This window comes from Bacillus sp. AFS017336 (genome assembly GCF_002555445.1).
Taxonomy (GTDB): Bacteria; Bacillota; Bacilli; order Bacillales; family Bacillaceae_G; genus Gottfriedia.
This window is the reverse complement of sequence record NZ_NUCO01000003.1, coordinates 87,325-108,540: the sequence shown is the minus strand read 5'-3', so window position 1 is coordinate 108,540 and position 21,216 is coordinate 87,325. Positions and strand designations below refer to the sequence as shown.

Annotated in this window: 19 protein-coding genes; 5 read left to right on the top strand and 14 right to left on the bottom strand. The window is 33.6% G+C overall.

Going from position 1 to position 21,216, the window contains the following annotated elements:
* Positions 1-27: 27 nt before the first annotated feature.
* Positions 28-1,683, bottom strand: a complete 1,656-nt coding sequence (locus CN601_RS01190; protein ID WP_098169723.1) for an FAD-binding dehydrogenase — start codon at positions 1,681-1,683, stop codon at positions 28-30.
* Between the two features lie 172 nt (positions 1,684-1,855).
* Complete coding sequence (locus tag CN601_RS01185; RefSeq protein ID WP_098120497.1) at positions 1,856-2,734, bottom strand: YitT family protein; 879 nt, start codon at positions 2,732-2,734, stop codon at positions 1,856-1,858.
* Positions 2,735-2,906: 172 nt separating this feature from the next.
* Between CN601_RS01185 and CN601_RS01180 the strand changes: the two genes are divergently transcribed.
* Positions 2,907-3,350, top strand: a complete 444-nt coding sequence (locus CN601_RS01180; protein WP_098120496.1) for a MarR family winged helix-turn-helix transcriptional regulator — start codon at positions 2,907-2,909, stop codon at positions 3,348-3,350.
* A 2-nt stretch (positions 3,351-3,352) separates the two neighbouring features.
* The gene (locus tag CN601_RS01175) at positions 3,353-4,537 is read left to right on the top strand and encodes an MFS transporter (protein ID WP_098169722.1); all 1,185 of its coding nucleotides are present in this window, start codon (positions 3,353-3,355) and stop codon (positions 4,535-4,537) included.
* A 38-nt stretch (positions 4,538-4,575) separates the two neighbouring features.
* On the opposite strand, the gene CN601_RS01170 is transcribed toward CN601_RS01175, so the two are convergent.
* From CN601_RS01170 to CN601_RS01160, 3 genes are read right to left on the bottom strand one after another with little or no spacing between them, the layout of a single operon-like run.
* On the bottom strand, positions 4,576-5,697 hold the full coding sequence (locus CN601_RS01170; protein WP_098169721.1) for a Ger(x)C family spore germination protein: 1,122 nt from the start codon (positions 5,695-5,697) through the stop codon (positions 4,576-4,578).
* On the bottom strand, positions 5,694-6,791 hold the full coding sequence (locus CN601_RS01165) for a GerAB/ArcD/ProY family transporter (protein WP_098169720.1): 1,098 nt from the start codon (positions 6,789-6,791) through the stop codon (positions 5,694-5,696). The genes CN601_RS01170 and CN601_RS01165 overlap by 4 nt, the downstream gene beginning before the upstream one ends.
* A 20-nt stretch (positions 6,792-6,811) precedes the next feature.
* Positions 6,812-8,266, bottom strand: coding sequence for a spore germination protein (locus CN601_RS01160; protein WP_098169719.1), 1,455 nt, complete (start codon positions 8,264-8,266; stop codon positions 6,812-6,814).
* Positions 8,267-8,426: 160 nt separating this feature from the next.
* On the opposite strand from CN601_RS01160, the gene CN601_RS01155 reads away from it, so the two are divergent.
* Positions 8,427-9,173, top strand: a complete 747-nt coding sequence (locus CN601_RS01155) for a hypothetical protein (protein ID WP_098169718.1) — start codon at positions 8,427-8,429, stop codon at positions 9,171-9,173.
* A 4-nt stretch (positions 9,174-9,177) separates the two neighbouring features.
* Positions 9,178-9,525: a DUF952 domain-containing protein gene (locus CN601_RS01150; protein WP_179865384.1), complete on the top strand. Its 348-nt coding sequence runs from the start codon at positions 9,178-9,180 to the stop codon at positions 9,523-9,525.
* A gap of 55 nt (positions 9,526-9,580) precedes the next feature.
* Here the strand turns inward: CN601_RS01150 and CN601_RS01145 are convergent, their stop codons facing one another.
* From CN601_RS01145 to CN601_RS01140, 3 genes are all read right to left on the bottom strand, one after another.
* Positions 9,581-10,324 (bottom strand): AAA family ATPase, encoded by a 744-nt coding sequence (locus CN601_RS01145; RefSeq protein WP_098169716.1) that lies wholly within the window; start codon positions 10,322-10,324, stop codon positions 9,581-9,583.
* 75 nt (positions 10,325-10,399) lie between these two features.
* Positions 10,400-10,654 (bottom strand): hypothetical protein, encoded by a 255-nt coding sequence (locus CN601_RS26445; protein WP_142317285.1) that lies wholly within the window; start codon positions 10,652-10,654, stop codon positions 10,400-10,402.
* Positions 10,655-10,846: 192 nt separating this feature from the next.
* The gene (locus CN601_RS01140; protein ID WP_142317284.1) at positions 10,847-11,185 is read right to left on the bottom strand and encodes a hypothetical protein; all 339 of its coding nucleotides are present in this window, start codon (positions 11,183-11,185) and stop codon (positions 10,847-10,849) included.
* A 194-nt stretch (positions 11,186-11,379) separates the two neighbouring features.
* Between CN601_RS01140 and CN601_RS01135 the strand changes: the two genes are divergently transcribed.
* A complete protein-coding gene (locus tag CN601_RS01135; RefSeq protein WP_179865397.1) occupies positions 11,380-12,459 on the top strand; it encodes a GIY-YIG nuclease family protein in 1,080 nt (359 codons plus the stop codon).
* Positions 12,460-12,495: 36 nt separating this feature from the next.
* On the opposite strand, the gene CN601_RS01130 is transcribed toward CN601_RS01135, so the two are convergent.
* The 6 genes from CN601_RS01130 to CN601_RS01105 form a co-directional block, all read right to left on the bottom strand.
* On the bottom strand, positions 12,496-13,791 hold the full coding sequence (locus CN601_RS01130) for a uracil/xanthine transporter (RefSeq protein WP_098120486.1): 1,296 nt from the start codon (positions 13,789-13,791) through the stop codon (positions 12,496-12,498).
* A gap of 19 nt (positions 13,792-13,810) precedes the next feature.
* Entirely contained in the window at positions 13,811-14,716 is a 906-nt protein-coding gene (locus CN601_RS01125; RefSeq protein ID WP_098169714.1) for a DMT family transporter, read from the bottom strand.
* 343 nt (positions 14,717-15,059) lie between these two features.
* Complete coding sequence (locus tag CN601_RS01120; RefSeq protein WP_098169713.1) at positions 15,060-16,304, bottom strand: amidohydrolase; 1,245 nt, start codon at positions 16,302-16,304, stop codon at positions 15,060-15,062.
* 30 nt (positions 16,305-16,334) lie between these two features.
* Positions 16,335-17,576: an amidohydrolase family protein gene (locus tag CN601_RS01115; protein ID WP_098169712.1), complete on the bottom strand. Its 1,242-nt coding sequence runs from the start codon at positions 17,574-17,576 to the stop codon at positions 16,335-16,337.
* A 23-nt stretch (positions 17,577-17,599) separates the two neighbouring features.
* Entirely contained in the window at positions 17,600-18,847 is a 1,248-nt protein-coding gene (locus CN601_RS01110) for an amidohydrolase family protein (RefSeq protein ID WP_098120482.1), read from the bottom strand.
* Positions 18,848-19,621: 774 nt separating this feature from the next.
* The gene (locus CN601_RS01105) at positions 19,622-21,187 is read right to left on the bottom strand and encodes a glutathione ABC transporter substrate-binding protein (protein ID WP_257131570.1); all 1,566 of its coding nucleotides are present in this window, start codon (positions 21,185-21,187) and stop codon (positions 19,622-19,624) included.
* Positions 21,188-21,216: the final 29 nt, after the last annotated feature.

Here is a 21,216-nt window from a genome sequence, read left to right as displayed (position 1 = left end):
CTGTGTATTATTTCTCGAGATAATATTTTATAAATTCCTACCAAGCGCTCTACCAGCTTGCCTTCCTGAAAATAAACATCCACCTAAAAATGTTCCTTCCATTGCGCGATAACCGTGTACACCGCCACCGCCAAAGCCAGCAACTTCACCAGCTGCATATAATCCAGGAATTGCTTCACCTAAAGCATTTAATACGTTACCATCTAAATTTGTTTGTAATCCACCAAGTGTTTTACGACTTACAATGTTTAAACGCACTGCTATTAATGGACCATTTTTAGGATCTAAAATTTTATGAGGAGCTGCAACTCGAATTAATTTATCGCCAATGTAATTTCTAGCTCCTCTTAAAGCAGTAATTTGTAAGTCTTTCGTAAATTTATTATCCATTTCTCGATCTCGAGCAACTAATTGACGTTTAATTTCATCAAATTTTAGTAAATTTTCACCAGTTAAATGATTCATCCCTTCAACAAGCTCTTCAAGTGTATCTGCTACAATAAAATCTTCACCCTTCTCCATAAAAGCTTTAACAGGTGCTGGAACTCCTGAGGTAGCCCGTTTTAAAACTTGTTTTACACTTTTCCCTGTTAAATCAGGATTTTGCTCTGAACCGGATAATGCAAACTCTTTTTGAATAATTTTTTTCGTTAAAATAAACCAAGAATAATCAAAACCTGTTTTTTGAATCGCTTGAAGTGTTCCTAATGTATCAAAACCTGGGAAATTTGGTGCTGGAAATCGTTGTCCACGTGCATCTAACCAAATTGATGATGGCCCTGGAAGGATACGGATACCATGATTACTCCACACTGGACTCCAGTTCTTGATGCCTTCAGTATAGTGCCACATTCGATCGCGGTTAACAATACGTCCACCAGCATTTTCAGTGATAGAAAGCATGCGACCATCTACATGAGCTGGTACACCCGATATCATCTTTTTCGGTGGGGTTCCAAGTCGACTTGGCCAATTTTGGCGTATTAAATCAAAGTTCGCTCCAATACCACCACTTGATACTAATACTGCCTTTGCTCCATATTTAAATTCACCAATTATTTCGCGAGAGCTATCTTCTCCACGTTCAACATTACTTGGCTCTAGTAAAGAACCACTCACTCCGACGACGGCACCATCTTGTGTTAATAGTTCATCAACACGATGACGAGATCGAAATTCAACTAATCCCTTTTTCATATGCTCACGTACTCTTCGTTCAAAAGGTGCAACAATCCCTGGCCCAGTACCCCAAACAACATGGAATCTTGGTACCGAGTTCCCATGTCCTTCTGCTAGATATCCACCACGCTCAGCCCAACCGACAATCGGAAAGAAACGCACTCCCATATCATATAGCCATTGCCTTTTCTCACCTGCTGCAAACTCAACATAAGCCTCTGCCCATTTCTTTCCCCAATAATCTTCATCATCTTCTCGATCGAAACCGGCTGTTCCGAGCCAATCCTGCCAAGCTAATTCCTTCGAATCTTTAATTCCTAATCGACGTTGCTCAGGAGAATCTACCAAAAACAATCCACCAAATGACCACCAAGCCTGTCCACCTAATGATGCTTTTGGTTCCTGATCTAACAACAGCACACTCTTTCCTGCATCAGCAATCTCAGCAGTTGCAACTAAACCAGCCAATCCTGCGCCAACAACGATTACATCAAATTTCTCCATTTTAAAATCCCCTCCTTCTTAACCTTCTAATCTATCAAATGAAAGACAAATAATTATCTAAATTTTCAGTTATCAATTAAATAATACAGCAAAAATAAAAAGAATAAAAGGACAGAAAGCCCGGTTCCACAGAACTTCCATCCCCTTACTCTATTACTGTTTATCCCCTGAACTAATGTACATTTTTCTTTTTAAATCTTCCACCACGTACTTCAGCTATATCTGAAATTGCTAAAAATGCGTTTGGATCGATGTCATCGACAATCGTTTTAAGCTCTGCTTCTTCTAGTCGAGTAATAACACAATAAATTACTTTTGTTGTTTCTCCGGAATATGCACCAGAGCCATTTATGTATGTAACACCACGGCCCATTCTAAATAGAATTGCTTCGCCAATATCATCACTTTTATCACTAATAATCCACGCTGATTTTGATTGTTCCAGACCTTCTACTACAATATCAATCGTTTTAAATGCGACTAAATAGGCAATTATTGAGTACATTGCCCGATCCCAAGAGAAGATAAAGCCAGCTGCACCTAAAATAAATAGGTTGAAGACCATTATGATTTCACCAACGGAAAAAGGGATTTTACTATTAATAATGATCGCAAGAATTTCAATTCCGTCTAGTGCTCCACCAAATCGAATCGCTAATCCTACTCCTACACCTAGAACCATTCCACCGAAGATTGTTGCAAGTAGAATATCTTCTGTAAAAGCAGGAATATGATGAAACATACTTGTAAGGTATGAAAGTACCGTAATACCTAGAATCGTTGAAATTGCAAAGGTTTTCCCTATTTGTTTATATCCTAAATAGAAAAAAGGTAAATTTAGCACAAAGAGAAATACTCCAAGTGGAAGACCAGTAAGATGGGAAACCATAATTGAAATACCTGTTATTCCACCATCTATAACATCATTGGGAACTAAAAAAATTTCAAGACCAGTCGCAACAAGCAACGATCCTATAAGCATAGCGATTACTCTTTGTAAAATTTTCATTTTATGCGATTTTCCATTTGTTGTATGTACCGCTTCTGCCATCTCGAATACCGTCCTAACTTTAATGTAAAATTTTTCTACATTTTAATATTTGCTCTTAAGCCCAATTTATACCCATAAGTTTATTACTAGACATTCACAATTTGTTCAAATATAATTAGCTAGACAACTATTTTAATTAGCTAGCTAACTAATTTTTAGGGGAGACTTTTTTATGCGCAAAAAACAGCCTTTCTTTTTTTTATTAAATCAAACTACACGTCAGTTTTCGAAATCATTTAATGAGCATCTAGTTCCTACAGGATTATATTTAGCACAATGGTCCGTTATTCACTATATCCATTTACATGGGCCATGTACGCAGCGAACAATTTGTTCCAATTTAAATATTGAGCCACCAACGCTAACACGTACACTTCGTAGGATGGAAACTTTAAATTTAATCGTACGAAAAGAAGGAACTGATAAAAGAGAAAAAATGATTCAATTAACTGAAAAAGCTATAAGCCAATTCGATGATTGGAAAGAAAAAATCATCTCTTTTGAGGATGAAGTAATTAAAGATATACCTGATGAAGAGCTTGATATTGCACTTCAAGTTTTTCAAAAAATGATGAACAATATGAAAGCTTCGGAGGTTACTAAACAGGGGGAATAAGTTTGGAAAACGAACGTTTATGGACAAAGGATTTTATTAGTGTTAGCTTAAGTGGTTTTTTTGTATTTTTAGTATTTTATACGTTAATGGCAACATTGCCAATTTTTGTTATTGATAATTTAGGTCAAGCAGATAGTAAAGTCGGACTGGTCGTTACATTTTTCCTAATTGCCTCAGTCGCAATTCGCCCTTTTGCCGGGATATGGCTTGATACAATTGGTCGCAGAAAAATATTGATCATTTCATTAGTTTTCTTTACAATAACTACATTTATCTATCCATTTATAAATAATTTTGCACTATTACTATTACTACGATTTGCCCAAGGGATTGCTTTTGGTCTTGGAACTACTGCAACAGGGACAATTGTTGCAGAAATAGTACCAGTTTCACGCAGGGGCGAAGGTATGAGTTATTATAGTTCTTCAATGATCCTTGCAATGGTTTTTGGTCCTTATCTTGGTATTAACTTAATGAATCATTTCACCTTCCATATTTTGTTTTTTGTTTGTGGCTTTTTTGCAATTATTTCACTAATTTTAGGTTTACTTATTGCAATTCCTAAACAAACATTAAAAGCAAAAACTCGAATCAAACCATCACAATTAATTGAGCGTTCAGCATTACCAATCTCAATTACCGCAGCAATAATCTCTTTCGGTTACAGTGGTATCATTTCATTTATCACATTATACGCAAAGAAGTTAGGTTTTGTAGATGTTGCTAGTTTCTTTTTTATTGTTTATGCAATTTTCATTTTAGGTTCTCGACCTTTTACGGGGAAACTATTTGATCAAAAAGGTGCAAATATTATCGTCTATCCAGGTATAGTATTATTTACAATCGGATTAATTGTCCTAAGTTTTTCAACTGTACCAACAATCTTTTTAGCTTCAGCTGCTTTAATCGGTCTTGGATACGGGTCAATCGTACCAAGTTTCCAAACGCTTGCGATTAACACAGCAGCCCCAGCTAAAAAAGGTATGGCAACTGCAACATTTTTTATGTTTTTTGATGTAGGTATGGGTATTGGCTCATACGTTCTTGGAATTGTATCAGCAAAAACATCATTCCATCTAATGTATGTAGTAACTGCGATTGCTGTATTATCGACGATCGTAATCTACTATTTACTACACGATCGTCATCAAAGAAAAACTTTAAATGTTGAAAAAACAGCCGCATAAAAATATAAACCCACCAAAATTTGGTGGGTTTATATTTTTTACATCGTAATTCCTTTATCGATCACAATAATTTTAACTTTTACTTTTATATTTGATTTTTGATATGTATCTATCCAATTATTCTCAACTTTTTCCCAATCTGAGTACTGAAATGAATGAGCAAGTATGCCAAATCCAACTGGATCGACTTTATCTTTCTGAAAAGATTGGACTAGATTATTCAATTGTTTTTGTAGCTTTTTTTCAATTTCTTTTTTTAGAATCAATTCTGTACTGTTCGTCAATTCAATTGGTGATTCAGTAATCATAATCGGCAATGTCAAATTTACTTTAAAGCTATATTTACCGTTTGAATATTTTTTATCGATTTTTCTCTCAACATCTTTAACATAAAAACTAGTTTCTTCATCAGTAAAAATATCATCATTATCTTTTTTAAATTTTTTTAGTTTTAATGCAAGGACTATTTGCCCTTCTAAATGATCTTTTAAGATTTTTAGCAGTTGCGTTTCTTTTAATGACAAGCTTCGTTTATACAGATTATTTTTCGTTAACAAAGCCGTTCCATTAACTACTAAATGATCACCTTCTACTATTAGTTCAGGTGCAAAAGGAGTAATTCCCTTTTCAAAATACATCTGATGAAGTTTTCTTACAGTAGTCCGAAAAGCAACATTTCGAAAGTCAGCCGTTTGTAGTAATTGTGGAATATAGATTGGTAATTCTGGTTTATCCTTTGGCTTTAAATCATAAACTTTTGAAAGTGGACCATCTACAAAAATAATATCTGCATTTAATCTAAATTTTGGGTCTCGAAAAAACATATCTAATATCGAAAACCAATTTTTATGCTCAAGTACTTTTGATCCGATTAGAATCGCTTGAATTTTCCCTCCTGCAGTAACACCACTAGCTTTCGCATCAAAATAATTTCGAGATTCCTTTATAGATAACGTTTGTACATTAAAATGTTCCGTTTTCGCTTCAGTTTGTCCACTAAAGACTGGGCTTGCCATATATACTTCGACTTTATTTTGATCATTTACATCAATGCCCAATATCATTGATAGTGTGACATCTTCAATATTAATTTTCCCTCTACAACCAGATACACCAATTATTAAAAAAATACTAAGTAAACATACTTGAAAATATTTCAATTGATTTTCACCTTACTTAACCTATTTTTAATTAGACCGCCGACCAATAAGAGTATAGGGATACCTATAGTAATGTATAACCCAGAAATTGTAATCGTATGTAGATGCTTAGCCGTGTTCGTAAACGTAGGCATTTGTATCCACGCAAAGACAATAATGAAAATAAAAAGGATGATTATGAAAATTGGTAATAGTTTAAATTTAAATAACTCTGATAAACTATTCAATCCAGCCCAAATATAAGTAACCCATGTTTTGGATATAATCATTAAAAATAATGAGAATAAAATAAAATCTAGTCTTTCTACATATTGAAATTCCATAATACTTAAAATATCGATTACTGGCTCAAATGTCATATGGATTTCATAGGGACTATAGATAACAAAGCAAATAATCGTGACAAATATATACGTAAAGGTCGTCAAAATATTTCCAATAATAACTCCTTTTATCGCCTTATCTTTTGACTTTAAATACGGATAAAAAAGGATAATTAATTCAATACCTAGAAATGAAGTTGTCGTTAAAGGAATTGTCTTAAAAATTGGCATCCAGCCATTCTTAATAATCGGTAAAATAAAATTTATATCAGCATCTTTAAGGGTGAATAGTAGCATAAATAAAGTAAAAAGGGCTATTGGAAAAATGGCTTCGATATATTTGGCAATTAAATGAATCCCACCCCTCGTTAGCTGATAGGTAGGAAGAAGAAATAAAACTAATAAAATATAAGTTTTCTCTTCTTGAAGTATGTAGGATTGAATATATAAAATCGCTCTAACTAATACTAGATAACCTACATAAAGGAAATAAATTGCCTGAAAAAAGACAATAATAAAGCCAATAATCTTCCCTAAGTAAAAAGTAAAAAAACTAACATAATTTAAATTAGGTGCTCTCTCTCTTAATTTAACAAATAAAATACTAAAACAAGTTGAAATAATCCCTCCAAAAAGAATGCCAATCCAACTACTAGTCCCTGCTTTCATAGCTAGTTCTCTTGGAAGTGACAACATTCCAACCCCTACTTGAATCCCAAAAATCATTAAAATAAATTGAAATTGTGTAATTTTCGACTTCGTGATTACCATGAAAGAATCCCTTCTACCATTCACTCTTCATTACGATTATTTTGTTTTTTCCAAAGATAGCTTAAAGGTACTCTTATAAATGTATCTTTAAATGCATCACGATTGATTGGGGAAAATGGTGATGTATAAGATTTGTTATAACTCGATAAACCCAAACCATGGATCATGAGAACCATTGTACTTACAATTAAACCGATTAAACCAAAAAGTGAAGCCATAATCATAATTGGAAAACGAATAACCCTTAAACTAGATGCCATTTCATAGTGAGGGATAATAAATGAAGAAATAGCAGTTAAAGCTACAACGATTACCATAATATTACTAACGATTCCAGCTTGAACCGCTGCTTGACCAATTACAATCCCGCCTACAATGCCAACTGTTGTACTGATAGGGGCTGGTAGTCTAATAGCTGCTTCTCTTAACATTTCTAAAGTGATCTCCATAACAATTGCTTCAAATAAAGGATCGAATGGAACCTTTGCCCTAGATTCCCCAATTGATAGAAGTAATTTTAAAGGTACTATTTCATAGTTGAATGAAATAATCGCAATATAGATTCCTGGCAAAAAGATTGTTAAAAAAAATGCAACAACTCTAAGCATACGATTAAATGAAGCTACCATTGATCTTGCTGAATAATCATCAATCGTTTTAAAAAATATTGCAAAATTTATCGGTAAAATAATAACATCAGAAGACCGGTCCACGATTAAAACTATTTTCCCTTCAAGTAATGTCGTAGCAGCAACATCCGGTCTTTCAGTTGTTAAATATTGCGGAAATGGCGAAAATGGATTCCTTTCCAATAATTGCGCTAAATGGTTTGCATTTAAAATAGAATCAATTTTTATCTTTGAAATATTTTTCTCTACACCAGATAGTAAATCTTCATCTACTAATCCATCTATATATGCAATTGATACAGTATTTTTATTTTCATTCCCAATTTCAACTTGCTTAACTTGAAAATCTCGGCTTTTAATAAATCTACGAAGCAAAGCGATATTAGATTGAGCGATTTCAACAAATGATATTTTTGTACCTCTTAAAGAATTATCAATACTTGGAGGAGTATAAGATCTTTGTGGCAATTTTCCAGTAGAATAAATAAATGCCACTGGCTCGCCTTCTACTAAAAGAATACTGTTACCATCTAGTACCGTTTTTTCTATTTCCAAGATTTGATTTGTACGCGTAGTATTATTTGTAATGTACAAATCTATTTCTTCTGTATAAGAACTAATTGTATTTATAAATTGAGATATTTTTTGTTCATCGACTAGACTGGACAAATAAATTAACATAGCTTGTTTATCTTTGATTATTAAATCTTTTCTTATAAGGTCAGCTGTCGGAAATATTTTCTGAATAATATTGAGGTTTTCGATTAAATTTCCTTCTGTATGAATAACGGAAGAACGTAAATTAAATTTTCTTAAACGGCTTTTTTTCTCACTAGTATGATCCATTTAGTCTTCCAGCCTTTCAAAAATTCCCTAATTACTTTCAGCTAATCAGTTTTAGCTTAAATGAACTAATTTATACTTAAACAGCTGGTTTATAGATAGTTGGATTTAATCGGTGATATTCGATAAAATGAACTTAAATTGTTTTGCGATGGAGGAAAAAATGGCGATCTTAGCTAACTCAAAATTTAATAAATATAAGAGCTTAATATCTTCTTTATCTCCTACACTTGAAACGAATACATTAAAAAGTGAAAAATTTCTAGTGGATCAAGATGATCAGAAAAATTTAGAAATTTATTATGCTCCTTTTGAGTATATAAACGAACATGCTAGAGTCATAATTGTAGGAATTACTCCCGGCTTACATCAAATGAAACAATCATACTCTACGGTGATTCGATTAAAAGATGAACCAATCGACGATGAAGAAATTTTACATGAAGTTAAAAAGAATTCAAGCTTTGAAGGTCCGATGAGAAAGAATTTAATTGCTATGTTAGATGAATTAGAATTACATAAATACCTTGGATTAAATTCAACTAGCAAACTCTTTAGTACAGCTAGTCACTTAGTTCAAACAACCTCCGCTATTAAATACCCTGTTTTCTATAAAGGGAAAAATTATAATGGTTCAACACCTGATATTTTAAAAACAGAAATACTTAAAAAGTACATAATTGAAAACTTTGCCCCGGAAATCATAAGACTAAATCATCCCCTTATTATTCCGTTGGGAGTTAATGTTTCAAAAGTTCTAACCTATCTGACAGCAAATGATTATTTAAATTCAGACTCAATATTATACGGCTTTCCTCACACTTCTGGCGGAAATGGGCACCGACATAAGCAGTTTGCGGAAAATAAAGAAGACATGAAAAGAAAAATCAAATTATATTTTGAGGAGTAATACTATGATTTTGCATATTATTGAAAACAAAGAGTGGCAAAATGCAATTAATGAGGGAGAATATTCACCTGCTAGTTTAAATACTGATGGCTTTATCCATTGTTCGACCTTAAAACAAACTGCTGAAATCGCAAACTTATTCTTTAAAGGTGCAACTGATCTAAAAATACTATGCATCGATGAAGAAAAAACAAAAGCTAAAATCGTCTATGAAGATACTGAAAACTTCGGTCAATTGTTTCCTCATCTATACGGTGTGCTAAACTTAGATGCTGTTTTTAAAGTTGTTGATTTTACTTCAAACGAAAATGGGGAATTTGTTTTACCTGGTGAATTAGTGGGGTTGGGATAATTGGTAGATATTACGTAGTAGACAAAAGCTCAGTGCCCCTTAGGTGCACTGAGCTTTATTTATAGTCTTCCTCATCATCATCACTCAACAAATCATTTAAAAACTTCTCCCTGTTTTGTAAAAAGTATTTTGTGATTTGATAATGATCTGTACTTTCATAATCAATTCTCGAAATCTCCCCATGATCAAAACTTAATATATCGGCATCTGGGTATCCAAGTAGAATTGGAGAATGTGTGGCAATAATAAATTGAGAGTTTTCTATTTCTACCAAATCATGAATTATTTTTAAGAATGTTAATTGTCTAGCTGGCGAGAGCGCTGCCTCTGGCTCATCTAGTAAGTAAATCGCCGTTTCATTAAATCGATTTAGAAATAAGGATAAAAACGATTCCCCGTGTGATTGCTTATGGAGAGACTCGCCGCCATATCCGCGATACTTAAGTGGATCATCGATCTGGTCCAAATATGTAGCAAAATTGTAGAATGACTCCGCTCGCAAGAAAAATCCATTCGAAATTTTTGGCAACCACGAAAGTCTTATGTAATTACCAAGCTGCGACTCAGATGCAAAAACCTCATAATTATTATTACGTCCCCCACCCGCTGTATTAAAATCACATTTATCAGCAATTGCTTCCAATAAAGTAGACTTTCCAGATCCATTTTCACCTACAAAAAAGGTAACATTGCTTCTCAAATTAATTTCATCAAATGATTTAATCGAAGGAATGGAAAAAGGGTATTGACTAAAGCTCGTTATTTCATCGCGTAAAAGTGTAATTTTTTTTAAAAACATTCTCATCACCTAAGAAGATTATACATCGAAAATATATGATGTTTAAATGTGAAAAACGCGAACACTGGGTGAACATTATTGATAAAGCTGTGAACTTCGTTGATATATCACTAAATCTCGTTGATATATCACTAAATCTCGTTGATATAACGCTGAACTTCGTTGATATATCACTAAACTTCGTTGATATATCACTAAACTTCGTTGATATAACGCTGAACCTCGTTGATATAACGCTGAACCTCGTTGATATAACGCTGAACCTCGTTGATATAACGCTAAACTTCGTTGATATAACGGTGAACCTCGTTGATAATCCCGAAATTTCATTAATCTATCGCTGAATCCCGATGATATATCCCTAAATCTAATAAAATAGCGTTAAACTTCGTGGTTTAACGATATAACCCGATACTCCATCACTAAAACTGATTAAATGCGTGCCCTGATCACCCAGCTCTTTCTTGAAATTGAAAAAATCACAAGGAAAAGTAGATTCCTTGTGATTTTTCTTCATTATTATTAAAATACCGTACTAAGTGCATCCTTATAAATTACAATCGCTCTTCCAACGTGAAAAATTGCTACTAGAATAATAGTTACTTCATAAGCTGATACATTAACTAATTCGAATTTCTTACGCAGTACAAATTTCTGAAAAAGTGCTGGGAATCCTTCATTTAATTTTAAGCAAATAATATAGAAAACTAGAATGACAAAGTATAGAAAGAATCCCATGTCAGCATACTTCCAGTTTACTAGATCAGCAAATACGCTACATAACCAAATAATTAATCCATTAACAATAAAGGCAAAAATCCAATTGGAGAAAGAGGATGTTGTATAGATCGTTTTCATCAAGATCACTTCTCCTTCGTATCATCTGTAGTCAATTTTTACGCGGGTAGTCGTTGTTTTATGCGTGTATTAAATACTTTAAATTATTTTTTTTATATAAAGTTTTGTTTACGTTTTTTTCACATAATTGTACTGACTGTTAATTCAATACTCATGTTAAAATGAAAATATACTGACTAGAAAAAGGATGAACCACTATAAATCTACAAGAAAAGGTAAAAAACCTGCCGTTATCTCCTGGCGTATATTTAATGAAAGATTCAAAAGGGCAAATTCTTTATGTAGGAAAAGCAAAAAGCTTAAAAAAGCGAGTGCAATCTTATTTTCAAAATTCAAAAGGACATTCTCCAAAAGTGAAAAAACTTGTCACTCATTTAAAGGATTTTGACTATATTTTGACTGATACCGAATTTGATGCTTTTATGCTTGAGTGTCATTTAATTAAAGAAATTAAACCGATGTATAATCGAATGATGAAAAGTCCACAATCATTTATTTACTTGGCAATCAACGTAAATAAACAATTACCTTCATTTGAAATTAGTTATGAACCTAATGAAAGTGAAAATCGATTACTATTCGGCCCTTTTACAAGCAGGGGCACTGTTGAACGAGCAATTACTGGCATTAAAGAATGTTTTAAAATTAACTGTGGCCATTCGAGCATTAAAAATAGCGCTTGTTTAAACTATTCACTGGGAACATGTAACGGTGTTTGTTTAGGTGGCTCAGCTATTGATGAATACAATTTGGTTATTGATCGGGTTATTCGATTTCTTAGTCGAACTGACATTAATCTTCTTGAAGAGATGGAGGCCATGATGTTAGTGGCATCTGAACAATTTGATTTTGAAGCTGCTGCTAAATATAGAGATTGGATTGACATGGTTAAATCACTTCTTAATAAAGAAAAAGTGATTGAATTTACTGAGGAAAATAATCATATTATTACAATTGAAAAGCTAGAAAACAACCAATTCAAATACTTTCTTATTAACCGTACTCAAATATTGCATAGTGAATTAGTTCAAATTGACGACGATTCATTTGATCAGCTCGTTGATCAAATACATTCCAATGCTTTAACTAACTTCAAAAGCGTTAATGATCCCTCGTCATTAGATGTGAGCCGTGACGAAATTGATGAGGCCCAAATTATTTACAGTTATTTAAAAAGCAATAATTGCAAATATCTAATTATACCTAAAAGATGGCTAAGCCCTAAAAGTACTAAATTACCAAAAGAACTTCAAACATTAATTAATTCCTTTAAATAAAAAATAGGCTCGGGCATATTTTACCCGAGCCATTTTTTATGCTTTTACCTTCTCAAACTGATTCCAGTTGATTGATTTCTCTAACAAAATTGAAAGTATAACGCCCATTATTAGTCCATTTGTTAAAAATGGTTGAATAATCATTGGGAGATTTCCAAATGTTCCAGGAGCAATATTCATCAAACTTACTCCAACTAAAACTGGGGCTGCAAGCCTAAAGATTGTATCTGATGTAAAAACTTTTCCATTCGTACTACTAAATGCTGTCCCAAATAATTGAAGATATGCGACAAATAGTACTGCATTTCCAACAGTTACAGGCATTGTAGCTAAGAATGAAATTAAAGGTGGAACAACTCCAATTATTGCTAATAATGCTCCTCCATAAATAAATGGTTTTCTTTCGTAAATTTGCGTACTTTGTAAAAATCCAAGTGATGATGTAAATGGAGTATATGGAACGATTCCAAATAATGCAGCAATAATTGTAAAACTACCAGTTATTAATAATGAAAAGCGATAATGTTTTGTTCCTGCTTCTTCCTTTAACAAATCTGATGCAGCTTTTATTGATGCAAATGTATTGCTTAAATTCATAATTCCCGCAAAAAATGAGATAGCGATTATTCCAATTTGTAAATTAGGTGCTCCTATTGGGAATAAAGAAAAATGAGCACTTGCTGAACCTACTTCTTTTGCATCTGATCCAAATAAAATCGCGTAGAAAAACCACCCTACTATTATGCCAATTAATATTGAAAAATTGCTGATTATTCGTGATCCTTTTAATTTTAAAATGCTAACAAATAACACGATACATATAGAAAGTAAACTGACCGACAGAGTGATTTGACCTTTATTCGTAATTCCAAGCATACCTTTAAAGAAAACGAATATAAGCTGAAATGAAAGTAGGAATAAATAAACTGTCATAACCATTGGAGTAAAGATTTTTTGGAGAAATGAAATCATATTAAATGCAGATAAAAGTAATGTTACAATTCCCGCTGCAATAAATCCTGTTGCCATGCCTCCCCCAATTTCGGTATAACTTAGTCCAAACGCCGAAGCGGATAATCCTAAATTCAGCATTACACCCCATAATAATCCAGAATGTCCTTCCATAACTGGATACTTATGACCAATCCATCCTTGTAAGACAGATGCAATACCAGTGAAGATTAGTGAACTTCTGATTGTGCTTTCAATAACATCTGAAGGCAAATGAAATGCAGCTCCTATCGAAATAGGGACTACAATTGTATTCGCAAAAATAAAAAATAACCATTGAACCGATGAAAAAAGAGTAGTAGAAACCCTCAGGTTTTTCATAGTTTCCTCCTCCTCTTGCTTAAAAATTCTTTGTTTCTTTTATATAAGATGGTTCTTTAATCGCCCTTTTCCATTTTAAAGAAGTTGAAAGAAAAACTCCAATAATAATGAGCGCTCCACCTGAAAATTGAGGTCCTGTTATATTATTTTTTAAAACAATCAACCCAACTAGCATAGCAATAAATGGTTCTAAATTAAGAAACATAGCTGCTTTTGATGCCCCTACAATTTGTATTTGATGGTTCCAAATTAATGTACAAATCCCATGCATTATTATTGCTGTTACAATTAATAGTATCCAAGGTAGAGCTTGATTACTCATAGTATGAGTTGTTCCTGAAAAGAGAACAATCGGTAATAGACCACCAAAACCGATTAAATTTGAGTATAGTGTAATCGTTGTTGAATCATAGGTTTCAGTTAGCTTTTTAATCATAATAATTGAAATAGAAAACGTAAGCATAGTTAAAAAAATCCAAATCAACCCAATTGTAATTTCAAGCTTTTGTCCGTTTGTAATGACAAAAAATACACCTATAAAAGCTATAATTGAGCCTATTACAAAACCTTTTGTTAGTCTTTCCTTTAAAAATATTGAAGCTAAAAAAGATGTAGTAAGAGGAGCAAGAGCAAGTATTAATGCAGAAGTTGTTGGATGGGTTGTTTCTAAAGCGGAATAAAATGACCATTGGTTAATACAAGTACCAATTAACCCTAGTAAAATAATCATAAACAAATCTTTTTTCTGAACCATTTTCCACTTTTTCTTCACTAGTGCATAGAAAGCGATAAAAAGTAATATAAAGCATAATCTTAACGCTGACAATAAAATTGGTGAGAATTCTTTTACTAGCAATGCGCCAAAAATAAATTTACTCCCCCAACAAATTACACAAAATAGTAATAATAGATAAGAGCGAACCATTTTACAGCCTGCTTTCTCGATAATATTAACGATCCGATTGGTGGAAAAAAGAGACGTAGTTGCACTTATACGTAAAATTGGAAAATACGTCGATTTTTCTTCACCATTACAAATGTTTACTTTCTTAATGTAAAAATGGAAAAGGAAATCTAGAAGATTCTAGAGTTCCTTTTCCCGATAGGCATTTTACTAAATTTGTTCTAATTTTTACCGGACAGGTTAATATTTAAGTGTAATGTTTGGATGTTTATTTCCTTGGGGAGGCTTTTGGCATCCTTTTTCGTGTTGAAAAAACTAACCTGTTTTTTCTTCTCCAAATTACCCTTACAATACGCAGTCTATTTTATTTATGAATTAATCTCTCTTCGCTTAATGAACCGCTCACAATATTTCCACTATAAATTACTGCTTTACGTTCTGCTCGTCTTGCAACAGCCTCTGCAGAACAGCTTGCTTCTACTAAAACTAGATTTGCAGAATCACCTATTTTTGGCCAAACTTGATTTCCGTTTGTATCTATCGGAGTTTTTCCACCTGTAATATATTTTAATGTTTGACCTAATGAAACTTCATCAATCCATCTAAATCGTTCAGCAAGTCTTCCCGCTCTTTCAAGAATATCGCCTGTTCCTAGTGGTGACCAAACATCAAAAATATTATCATTACCAACTGCTACTTCCACACCTCGTTCATTTAATAAATCAACTGGAGGCATTTGTCTATTAATTGGTACACTTGTGACAATCGAAATTCCTGCGTCTCTAAAGCTATTTGCAAGTTCGTATGCTTCCTGTCTTGGAACATCACCTATTCCAAATGCATGACTGATTGCTACTCTGCCTTCCCAACCTGCTTGCTTAGTAAATTCTACAATACGTTTCATCGTAAATGCACCTAGATGACCTGGATCATGTAAATGAATATCGATGTCTGCATCAGCTTCAACCGCTAAATTATATAGTTGATATAATGACTCTTCAATATTTTGGTCTACAACTGCAGGGTCAACTGAACCAACAATTCCTGCTCCGTTTCTTAATGCTTCTCTCACATAATTGAAAGCATTTGATCTTAATAAACCATGCTGAGCAAATGCAACAACTTCGGAGCTAAGACGGTTAGAATAATTAGTTAATGCTTGTTCAACTTGTTCTAAATTTCTGATCCCAACTTCTGGATAAATATCAACATGTGTTCTCACATGTGTAGAACCAGAAGCTAAAAGGATTTCAAGTAAAGCCTCAGCGCGCTCCTTCGTACTTGAAGCGATCGTCGGTAAAGCCATTTTTTCATATTCAAATCGTTCAATTACACTAGAAGTTGGCGTGCAAGCTCTCCACACATCTCCCATTAATGTCTTATCAAGATGTACATGCTTTTCAATAAAAGATGGTAAAACAAGTAATCCACCTGCATCACGAACTGCAGAGTCATTTGTAATCGACGTTTCATCTTTTGTTATTTTAGTAATTTTTCCATTTTCAATTAATAGATGAAATAATTCAGTAGCAGTACCTACTACTATATCGTTTTCTTTTTCATAGCCAATTTCTAATCGAGCATTCTTTAACCAATAGCTAGATTTCATGAAGTTCACTCCTTCTTGTAATTCTTCCATTTACTTCAAAGCAGATTCATAATTCAGTCCACCGTAAACAATATTTCCATTCGCAATTACAGCAGCACGTTTTATTCGTCTTGCTACAGCTTCAGCAGAACATGATGCATCTACTAAAACTAGATTTGCTTCATCTCCAACCTTTGGCCATAACTGGTTACCCTTTTCATCAAGAGTTTTTAAGCCACCAGTAATAAATTGCAATGTTTGAGATAGCCCGTATTCATCTTTCCAATTGTATCTCTCAGCTAGACGGCCAGCTTTTTCTAACATATCTCCTGTTCCATGAGGAGACCAAGAATCATAGAAACCATCACATCCTAAAGCTACATGTACACCTTTAGAATGAAGTAGATCAACTGGAGGCATTACTCTGTTAATCGGCACAGTCGACATTATCGACATACCTAAACTTGCTAGCTTACTAGCCATTTCAGTAGATTCATTTAAAGGTACATCACCAATTGCAAATGCATGACTTACAGCTACACGATTATGCCAACCGGCTTGTTCAATAAATGAAACTAATTTTTGTATTGTATAAAAACCAAGATGACCTGGGTCATGTATATGAATATCTATATCAGCATCAAACTGTACCGCAAGATCAACCATCTCAAATAATGAAAGCTCAATATTTTGATCAATGCCACCAGGATCTAGCCCACCGACAATAGTCGCTCCCTCTCTCATCGCTGTTTTCATGAATGACATACTATTTGTTCGAAGTAATCCGTGTTGAGGAAATGCAACAATCTCGTGCGTCATTTTATCCTTATACGTAAAAAGTGCTTTTTGAATTTCTTCTAAATTTTTCAAGCCGATATACGGATCAATGTTTACATGAGTTCGAACATGAGTTGCTCCACCTTTTAATAGTAGATGAAGCATATGTTCAGCACGATGCTGCCCCGTTTCCGCTAATTCAACTAATTCCGCAGCTTCCAAATTTAATCTCTCAACTAAATTTGCAGCAGGAATACACGCCTTCCAAGGTAATCCAAGATAAGTCTTATCCAAATGATTATGCATTTCTTTAAATGCAGGTAGAGCAAGTAAATTCTTTGCATCCTGCACAGGAAGATCCGTTTGTAATGGAAAATCAGCTAATTGTAATCTTTCAATTTTCCCATCAGTAATCAGTAAATTGTAAAGTGTAGTCTCAGTACTTTCGACTCTTCCATTTTCAAAAACAAAACCGCTATCAAGTTTTACATTCTTAAGCCAATATGATTGATTCATCTCATCACTCTCTTTAGTCAAGCTTAAACTGTTGTTGATTCAAGATTAGAAATTGAACCACTTACAACATTACCTTTGAAAATAACAGCAGCACGTTTTGCACGTCTCGCTACAGCTTCTGCACTGCAAGTAGCTTCTACAAGTACGATGCTTGCTTCATCACCAACATTCGGCCATGCTCTTTCCCCTTCATTATTTAAAGGAGTCACGCCTCCTGTAATAAATCCAAGACTATTATGAAGTGATTTTTCTTCAATAAACCTAAAACGCTCAGCAAGTCGTCCAACTTTTTCAAGATTATCGCCTATTCCAAATGGAGACCAATGATCTGTAATGCTGTCATTTCCTAATTCGACTTTTACACCTTTTTCACTTAGTAAAGGAATTGGAATTGTTCTAAAAATTGGTACAGTCGAAGTAATCGAAATTCCTAAATCAGCAAATCGCTCAGCAATCGCAGTAGCATCTGGAACAGAAAGGTCTGCTAAACCACTCGCATGACTTACTGTAACTCTTCCTTGCCATCCTGCTTTTTCAGTTAATGTTGCTAATCTTTGCATTGTAAATAATCCAAGATGATCTGGGTCATGTAAATGAACATCGATATCAGAATTTGATTCAACTGCTATGTCCATAATCGTCTCAAGAGAGCGTTCGATATTTTCATCGATTGAAGCTGGGTCAACTCCACCTACTAGATTTGCTCCATATTTCATCGCTTCTCTAACTAGTTCAACAGAGTTACTTCTTAAAAGTCCATGCTGCGGAAATGCAACAATTTCATGTGTTAATTTATCTTTATATCCTTCTAATGCTTGTAAAGTAGCTTCTAAGTTTTTTAATCCGATAACCGGGTCAATATTACAATGTGTACGAATATGCGTCGCACCGTGACTTAGTAATAAATCAAGCATCTTTTCTGCTCTATCTTTAGCAGTTGGTAATAATTTTGGTAATAAAATTTGTTCTTCTTCAATACGTGTTCTCACACCATTAGTTGCAGGCATACACGCTTTCCAAGGTCCACCATAATAAGTTTTATCAATGTGGATATGCATCTCTTTAAATGAAGGAACCATTAGAAGGCCTTGCACATCATATTGCGGTAATTGATCAGTTATTACTTCACTAGCTAATTGAATAGCAGCGATTTTTTCATTTTCAATTTTCACATTGTACTTTCCAGTTGCCGTTCCGTTAATTACTTCATTGTCATTATAAGTAAAACCATTTTCTAGACTCACATTTGTTAACCAATATACTTTTGACAATCTACTCACCCTTCCATCCCACTTTAAATTTTGATTCTATTTTCATTATAAATCTGTTTAGAATATTTTGATTTTAGTATGTTTACATATTTTTAAAGTATTTTTACTAGTTGGTTTATATTGATTAAAAAGTAGCGTAGGAACTAATTACTCAGTTGAACTAGGAATTTTCAATTAAATAAGTAAACTCAGGTTGATTTCCACTACAGGATACTCTTTCAAGGGAACGAGCTTGCCTCATCTTCAAAAACATTAGGAGTGGGGGTATATCTGATGGTCTTTTTATTTGCAGTTGATTTTATTGATCTTTTTCCATAGATAATTACAGTGTTCTATCTATTTTTCATTCGTTTTGGCACAGATTGAAACAGATTTGCTATTTTTTCATTTATAAATCTATAAATTTATGGAAGTTTTATTGCCTAATACCCTACCTGGTATAGGTAATCTCCTATTTTATTTGCGATTATTGGAACTTTATTTGCAGTTTTGCCGATTTTATTTGCGATTTTCGAATTTTATTTGCAGTTTTGCTGATTTTATTTGCGATTTTCGAATTTTATTTGCAGTCCGTTGTTTATTTGCGATTTTCCTTTTTTATTTGCAGCTCTGCCTTTCTTATTTCGGTTTTTCGTATTTTATTTACTGTACGTTGTTTATTTGGGTTTCTCCCTTTTTATTTGCAGCTCTGCCTTCTTAAAACTACTGTTACCATAAAAAAGAGAGAATCCCATAATTTATCGGGATCCCCTCTTCTCATATAAACAAAAAATATTACTTAAGTGTCACGTCATTAATCTCTAAGTAACCTGAAGGACTAATCGAGAATCCTTTTACATTTTTTGAGATTGCTGCGACATTTTCGATTACTCTTACTGGAATATATGGAGCGTCATCCATTTCGATTTCTTGCGCTTTTGCATAGATTTCTTTGCGTTTTGTTTCGTCTTTTTCTTTTCGACCTTCATTAATTAGTTCATCTACTTTTGGATTGCTGTAGAAGAATGTGTTTCCAGCCGCTCCGCGTGAGTCTGAGTGGAATAGGTTGTACTGATTGTAATCAGCATCTCCTGTTGCGTTTCTCCAGCTAATGATAAACATTTGTGATTGACCTTTATTTGCTTTTTCAACGAATGAACCGTATTCCATTACTTGTACTTTTAAATTAATGCCGATTCCTTTTAATTGCGATTGAAGTACTTCTGCTAAATTTACTCGTTCTTTGCTATCCATTGTAAGAATTGTAGCTTCAAATCCATTTGGGTAGCCTGCTTCTGTTAATAGTTTTTTAGCTTCTTTTAAATTGTAGTCATAGGCTTTTAATTGATCATCGTATCCGAATACTTTTGATCCCATTGCGGAGTTTGCTTGTTTACCGACGTTATTAAATACTCCTTTAATAATTGAATCCATTTCAACCGCATGAGCAATTGCTTTACGAACACGTACATCATTGAATGGTTTTTTCGTTACGTTGAAACCGATGTATTCTGTACCGTATCCTTCACTTCGATAGACTTCCATAGCAGAAGATGATTCAACTTGGTCCATTACTGCTACTGGGAGAGGTTCGGCAATTTGAGCTTCTCCTGTTTCAATCATTGAAATTCTTGTTGAGTCTTCTGGAACTACTTTGAATTCAACTTTATCGATCTTCGGTTTAGTGCCCCAGTAATCTTCATTTTTAACTAATGTAATTTCTTGACCAGGAGACCATGATTTAAATTTAAAAGGACCGGTTCCGTTTGGCTCTTGGATAATATTTTTTCCATATTTATCAATCGTTTTAGGACTTATAATGCCACCTTCATGGTTTGCTAAAATCGAAAGAAGTGGTGAAAAGGGTTCACTTAAAATAAATTGAACTGTATATTCATCAACTACCTTCACTTCTTTTACCATTTTGAATACAACTGCTCTTGGCGATGCTACTTTTGGATCTAATAAACGATCAAACGTCTTTTTTACTGCTTCTGCATTAAATGCCGTACCGTCGTGAAATTTTACACCATGTCTTAATTTAAATTCCCATGTTGTGTCGTCGATTTGTTTCCATGATTCTGCTAACATTGGTTGAATTTCATTGTTACTATCGCGCTGTACAAGACCTTCATAAATTTTATGATGGGTAATACTCGCAGCATTTATGGTAGACATAAATTGTTGATCTAAATTTTCTGCATCAGACTGCCGAGCAATTACTAGCGTATTTCCTCCATTTGAATCATGTGCTTGTCCATTTGTTTTTGTCCCAACATCTTGATTAGATGAACATCCTGTAATTGTCACTGCAGAAAATAATACTAGAAAAAATTTACCGAATCCCGATTTTAATTTCAATGGCATTGCCTCCCAAGTATTAGTTTGTC

Coding starts and splice junctions, on each gene's coding strand:
- CN601_RS01190 (WP_098169723.1), bottom strand. CDS start 1,683: ATGGAGAAATTTGATGTAATCGTTGTTGGCGCAGGATTGGCTGGTTTA.
- CN601_RS01185 (WP_098120497.1), bottom strand. CDS start 2,734: ATGGCAGAAGCGGTACATACAACAAATGGAAAATCGCATAAAATGAAA.
- CN601_RS01180 (WP_098120496.1), top strand. CDS start 2,907: ATGCGCAAAAAACAGCCTTTCTTTTTTTTATTAAATCAAACTACACGT.
- CN601_RS01165 (WP_098169720.1), bottom strand. CDS start 6,791: ATGGTAATCACGAAGTCGAAAATTACACAATTTCAATTTATTTTAATG.
- CN601_RS01160 (WP_098169719.1), bottom strand. CDS start 8,266: ATGGATCATACTAGTGAGAAAAAAAGCCGTTTAAGAAAATTTAATTTA.
- CN601_RS01155 (WP_098169718.1), top strand. CDS start 8,427: ATGGCGATCTTAGCTAACTCAAAATTTAATAAATATAAGAGCTTAATA.
- CN601_RS01150 (WP_179865384.1), top strand. CDS start 9,178: ATGATTTTGCATATTATTGAAAACAAAGAGTGGCAAAATGCAATTAAT.
- CN601_RS01145 (WP_098169716.1), bottom strand. CDS start 10,324: ATGTTTTTAAAAAAAATTACACTTTTACGCGATGAAATAACGAGCTTT.
- CN601_RS26445 (WP_142317285.1), bottom strand. CDS start 10,654: ATGAAATTTCGGGATTATCAACGAGGTTCACCGTTATATCAACGAAGT.
- CN601_RS01130 (WP_098120486.1), bottom strand. CDS start 13,791: ATGAAAAACCTGAGGGTTTCTACTACTCTTTTTTCATCGGTTCAATGG.
- CN601_RS01125 (WP_098169714.1), bottom strand. CDS start 14,716: ATGGTTCGCTCTTATCTATTATTACTATTTTGTGTAATTTGTTGGGGG.
- CN601_RS01120 (WP_098169713.1), bottom strand. CDS start 16,304: ATGAAATCTAGCTATTGGTTAAAGAATGCTCGATTAGAAATTGGCTAT.
- CN601_RS01115 (WP_098169712.1), bottom strand. CDS start 17,576: ATGAATCAATCATATTGGCTTAAGAATGTAAAACTTGATAGCGGTTTT.